Source organism: Methanoculleus chikugoensis (genome assembly GCF_900095385.1).
GTDB classification, from domain to species: Archaea; Halobacteriota; Methanomicrobia; order Methanomicrobiales; family Methanoculleaceae; genus Methanoculleus; species Methanoculleus chikugoensis_A.
In genome coordinates this window covers 1-5,480 of record NZ_FMID01000053.1, presented here as the reverse complement: position 1 = coordinate 5,480, position 5,480 = coordinate 1, and the positions used below count along the sequence as shown (strand labels likewise).

The following is a 5,480-nucleotide window of genomic DNA, read 5'->3' as shown; positions in this document are numbered from 1 at the left end:
GGGTGCGTGACCGGGGTATGCTTCGCCGACATGGGTCACGAGGTAGTCCTTGTCGATGTCGACCCGGCAAAGGTTCGGGCGATCGGTGCAGGGCAGACTCCTATCTACGAACCTGAGCTTGAGGATCTAATCCGGAAGAACCGCGACCGGATCAGCGCGACCACGGACCTTCGAGTTGCTGTTGGATCGACCGACATCACCTTCGTCGCGGTCGGGACGCCCTCACAGGAAGACGGGGCGATTGATCTATCCTACATCCTTACCGCGTGCGAAGAGATTGGGCAGGCCCTCAAGGAAAAGGAGGCTTTCCATACGGTCATCATCAAAAGCACGGTCTTTCCCGGGACGACGAAAGAGATGGCCGGCCCGGTTCTTGAGAGGGCCTCCGGGAAGATGGCCGGAAAAGACTTCGGTCTTGGCTCAAACCCAGAGTTCCTGCGTGAAGGAAGCGCTGTCCGGGACTGCCTCTCCCCGGACCGCATCGTCATCGGGGCCGATGATCCCCGGACTGCCGGGATCCTTGGCGACCTCTATGCGCCGGTCGGGGCCGCGGTGCTTGTAACCCCCGTCACGACGGCAGAGATGATAAAATACACGAGCAATGCCGTCCTCGCGGCGAAGATCAGCCTTGCCAACGAGATAGGAAACCTCTGCAAACGGCTTGGCGTGGACTCACGTGAGGTCTTTACGGTGGTAGGGATGGACGGCCGGGTAAGCCCGGCATTCTTTAGGACGGGGATAGGGTTTGGGGGGTCCTGCTTCCCGAAGGATGTCAGGGCCCTCGTCGCCGGCGCAAGAGCGCACGGCGAAGACCTGAAGATCCTCAGGGCGGTCCTTGAGGTCAACGAGGAGCAGCCCAAAAAACTCCTTTCTCTCCTCCAGCGGCATATCCCCGATCTGCAGGGGAAGACGATTGGGGTTCTTGGGCTTGCGTTCAAGCCCGATACCGACGACGTCCGGGAGAGCCGGGCCATCCCGGTCGTTGCAGATCTTCTCGCTGCAGGGGCCCGGGTGGTCGCCTACGACCCGGCGGCGATGGAGAACTTCCGCCGTGTCTTCCCGCAGGTCACGTATGCGCCTGCCCCGGATGAGGTGCTCGGGGCCGATGCCGTGCTCATTCTCACTGAGTGGGGGGAGTTTGAGAGGCTCGATTATACGGGGAAACTTGTGATCGACGGGAGGAGGATTGAGAACGCCAGAATTGGCTCAATCTATGAGGGGGTCTGCTGGTAATGACCGTTAAGAAAGCTGTCATCCCGGCAGCAGGCCTCGGCACCCGGTTCCTCCCGGTCACAAAGTCGATGCCCAAGGAGATGCTTCCTATCATCGACGTACCCGCTATCCATTATGTCGTCAAAGAGGCCCTGGACTCGGGGATCGACGATATTATCATCATCACCGGCCGGAGCAAGCGCGCCATCGAGGATTATTTTGACGATTCGCCTGAGCTTGAGATGCACCTTGCGAAGAAGAACAATCTCGATCTTCTCAGTATGGTGCAGGAGATCTCATCCCTCGTCGATATCCACTATATCCGGCAGAAGGAGCCGCTGGGGCTTGGGGATGCAGTGCTCCGGGCTGAGAAGCATATCTGTGACGAACCGTTTGCGGTCCTGCTCGGGGATGATATCGTCAGGAACAGCACTCCCTGTACAAGGCAGTTGATTGATATCTACAATCGGTATCGGTGTTCGGTCCTTGCAGTCGAGGATGTACCGGAGGAGATGGTCAGCAGTTACGGGATTATCAAAGGGAAGAACCTGGAGGACTTGCTCTATCTGCTGGAGGATATCGTCGAGAAGCCGAAGAAAGACGATGCACCCTCGATGATGGGTGCGATCGGCAGGTACGTTTTCACCCAGGAGATCTTCGATAGTCTCAAGAAAACATCAAGCGGTGTTGGTGGTGAGATCCAGTTGACCGATGGCATCCGACGCTTAAACGAACGGCAGAATATCTATGCCTACAAATTTGTGGGCAGGCGGTATGATACCGGGGATCGGATGGGATACATCGAGGCGATCATCGATTCTGCACTTGACCAAGGCGACCTCCGGGATGATCTGATAGCGTATATGAGGCAGGTGGTTGTGAGGTGACGACGGAAGTTATAGTACCCGTTGCCTTGTACCGTCAGATAAGTTTAGCTCATGTTAGGCAGACGTAGAAAGATCCAACATAAATGGGCGTGGAAACAGGAAAAATGATAAAGACTATAAAAATTTATGTCAAGGGCAATGCTACTCTCTTGCCTTTAGCAAATAAGATTATTGAAATAAGTGGATTTATTCGCACAATTCTGGCGCAAAAAATAAAAGGAATAATCAATATTTTTACACTCTCTAAGCGCATTGCACCACTTGATCACTGTGAGGTCCGGAAATATATTTTTGATAGAAAACTTTTTGAAGATTTTGTGGAAATTTACTCTCCACATGAAATATACCGAGGTAAACCACAATGTATCGACGATAAAATCCATTGGAGAGTTGAATTGGAATACCACAAAACAAGCCCTGCTGTTTTTGTGGTAAAGTTACATAATGGTCGCCTCTTTGGTAATTCAGGGACTGTGATAACAGAAGATAATGTTGTTTTAGAGGATATTTCAAGAAGATTGAGTGGTCGCACAGAAGATATTGATGTTTTCAAGAAAATTCTCCTTCCCCAACCAAAAATACTTACAGAGACAGTTGGTGTCATTTCCACTTCAGATGGTGGAGGCTTTTTCCATTGGATGTTTGATGTCTTGCCAAGAATCGCTATAATTAATCAGAGCCCATGGCATGTAGACAAGATTGTTGTTAATAATATTAATTCAAAATTTCAGGAGGAGACCTTAAGAATTTTAGGGATTCTCGATAAAATAATCATCCCAAGTAAAAATGAACATCTTCAGGCGAGCGAACTAGTTGTCCCTTCGCTTCCGGGAAACTCGGGCAATATGCCACAATGGGTATGTGACTTTTTGAGGAGATCCTTCCTTCCAGGATCTAGTGGTATTGTTGATGGAAAAAAGAAGAGATTGTATATCTCGAGAGCTAAAGCGAGCAATGGTCGAAAAGTCTTGAATGAATCGGAGGTAATGGATCTATTAGCGCCACTTGGCTTTGAAATGATCAGTCCTGAGGATCTCTCTTTTCAAGAGCAGGTATGTTACTTCTCTCAGGCTGAAGTGGTTATAGCTCCCCACGGGGCAGGCTTATCGAATCTTGTTTTCTGCGATGAGAAAACCAAAGTACTAGAGTTTTTCTCTCCAGATTATGTGAACGCTTGTTACTATGCGCTGAGTAATATGGTTGGTCTTGAGTATTACTATTTAATCGGTGAAGGGATACGCCCCCCTGAGCATTGCGATCTTGAGATTGTAGGGAAGAACATCACTGTTAATATAGTCTCGTTACAAAAATTACTGTGTATGATGAGGTTGTTACCTGCAAACTGGTGCATGGTCAATTAAATTGTTGAAATTTAGTGTTTATATCTTTATCGTCGAACTGAGGTTGGTGGATCGATGGGAAAAAGTACCCTTGTAACTGGTGGGGCTGGTTTTATCGGGTCGCATCTCTGTGAAAAACTGTTGAATGAAGGGCATGAGGTGCTCTGCGTCGATAATTTCTTCACAGGCAATCGCCGAAATGTGGCGCATCTCCTTGATAACAAGAATTTTGAGATCCTGCGTCATGATATCACCTTCCCACTGTATGTTGAAGTGGACGAGATCTACAATCTTGCCTGTCCTGCAAGCCCGGTACATTACCAGTTCAACCCGGCACAGACGACCAAAACCTCGGTATTAGGGGCGATCAACATGTTGGGACTGGCGAAACGGCTGCGGATTCCAATTCTCCAGGCCTCAACGAGCGAGGTATACGGCGACCCAACCGTTCACCCTCAACCTGAAACCTACTGGGGCAATGTCAACCCCATCGGACCGCGCGCATGCTATGATGAGGGGAAACGCTGTGCGGAAACGCTATTTTTCGACTACCGCCGTCAGCATGGGCTGGATATCAAAGTGGTTCGCATCTTCAATACCTACGGCCCCAGGATGCACCCTGATGATGGCCGGGTAGTCAGTAACTTCATTGTCCAGGCGCTTAGAAATGAGGACATCACGGTCTACGGTGATGGGTCGCAGACTCGCAGCTTTTGCTATGTAGACGATCTTGTAGATGGCATGGTGCGGATGATGAATACTGAAAAAGGGTTCACAGGGCCGGTAAACCTGGGAAATCCTGGCGAATTTACTATCCTGGAACTGGCGGAGATAGTCATTGCCATGGTTGGGTCGAGGAGTCGGATTGTGTTTAAACCGCTTCCAGAAGATGATCCAAAGCAGAGAAAACCGGTCATAGATTTGGCTGAAGAGAAGTTAGGTTGGACGCCAAAAGTTAAACTGGAAGACGGGCTCAAGAAAACGATAGGATATTTCGAGAGGATATTGCAGAATGAATATGCCTGACTCTAACTCTTCACGCCCTTTGAGGACTCCAGTACTATTTATGGTCTTCAATAGGCTCGATACTACCAAGCGGGTTTTTGAAGCGATTCGCCGGGCTAAACCTCCAAGATTATATGTGGCTGCAGATGGTCCCAGAGCGGATCGCCCGGGCGAAGGCGAAAAAGTCCAGGCGGTTCGAGACTACGTGATGAACTCTATCGACTGGGACTGTGAAATAAAGACCCTATTTCGAGACCATAACTTGGGATGCAAATATGCAGTGACTGGTGCAATAAACTGGTTCTTTGAGAATGAGGAGATGGGAATCATCCTCGAAGATGATTGTCTCCCAGATCAGAGTTTTTTTATGTTCTGCCAGGAACTTCTTGGACGTTACCGTGATGATAAACGGATCATGATGATCTCTGGAGACAATTTCCAGTTTGGAAAGGAACGCACAGAAAACAGTTACTATTTTTCGCGGTATACCCATATCTGGGGCTGGGCATCCTGGAGGCGTGCTTGGAATCTATATGACTGTGGGATGAGCACATGGCCCGAAATTTATGGAAATAGATTTCTCAAAGATATATTGTCTGATAAAAGAGCAGCAAAATACTGGGAGTCTATTTTTAACTCTGTATATCATGGATCGATTGATACATGGGATTATCAGTGGGTATTTTCTTGCTGGATCCAAGGGGGCCTCTCAATTATCCCGAACCGAAACCTCGTATCAAACATCGGGTTTGGTCAATCGAGTACGCACACCAGGGATAAAAGCCCTTTTTCAAACCTATCTACTGAGAGAATAGAATTTCCGTTGAAGCACCCAACATTTGTAATTCGGAATGTCTCGGCAGATAATTTTACGGAAAAAATCTGGTACTCTCAATCAAGATCTCGAAAAATTCTATTGGGACTGAAGGAAATCAAATTGATGTTTAAATCTAAGAGTGTTTGGAGGGGGCATGGGAAAAGTCTGTAGCATTTGCGGAGCACTTATGGTCCCGATTTTTTCAGGTGAAATATTAAA

General features: G+C 48.7%; 5 protein-coding genes. All 5 read left to right on the top strand.

Features of this window, described 5'->3' with window-relative positions; all coding sequences use genetic code 11:
- Window positions 1-1,233: UDP-glucose dehydrogenase family protein (locus L21_RS11085; RefSeq protein WP_074370534.1), on the top strand; the 1,233-nt coding region annotated here is incomplete at its 5' end.
- The gene (gene galU / locus L21_RS11080; RefSeq protein WP_074370533.1) at window positions 1,233-2,099 is read left to right on the top strand and encodes a UTP--glucose-1-phosphate uridylyltransferase GalU; all 867 of its coding nucleotides are present in this window, start codon (window positions 1,233-1,235) and stop codon (window positions 2,097-2,099) included. The genes L21_RS11085 and galU, both read left to right, overlap by 1 nt.
- A gap of 83 nt (window positions 2,100-2,182) precedes the next feature.
- Window positions 2,183-3,460, top strand: coding sequence for a glycosyltransferase family 61 protein (locus L21_RS13620; protein WP_083608969.1), 1,278 nt, complete (start codon window positions 2,183-2,185; stop codon window positions 3,458-3,460).
- 54 nt (window positions 3,461-3,514) lie between these two features.
- The gene (locus tag L21_RS11065; RefSeq protein WP_074370530.1) at window positions 3,515-4,465 is read left to right on the top strand and encodes a UDP-glucuronic acid decarboxylase family protein; all 951 of its coding nucleotides are present in this window, start codon (window positions 3,515-3,517) and stop codon (window positions 4,463-4,465) included.
- Complete coding sequence (locus tag L21_RS11060) at window positions 4,458-5,432, top strand: hypothetical protein (RefSeq protein ID WP_143727285.1); 975 nt, start codon at window positions 4,458-4,460, stop codon at window positions 5,430-5,432. The genes L21_RS11065 and L21_RS11060 overlap by 8 nt, the downstream gene beginning before the upstream one ends.
- Window positions 5,433-5,480: the final 48 nt, after the last annotated feature.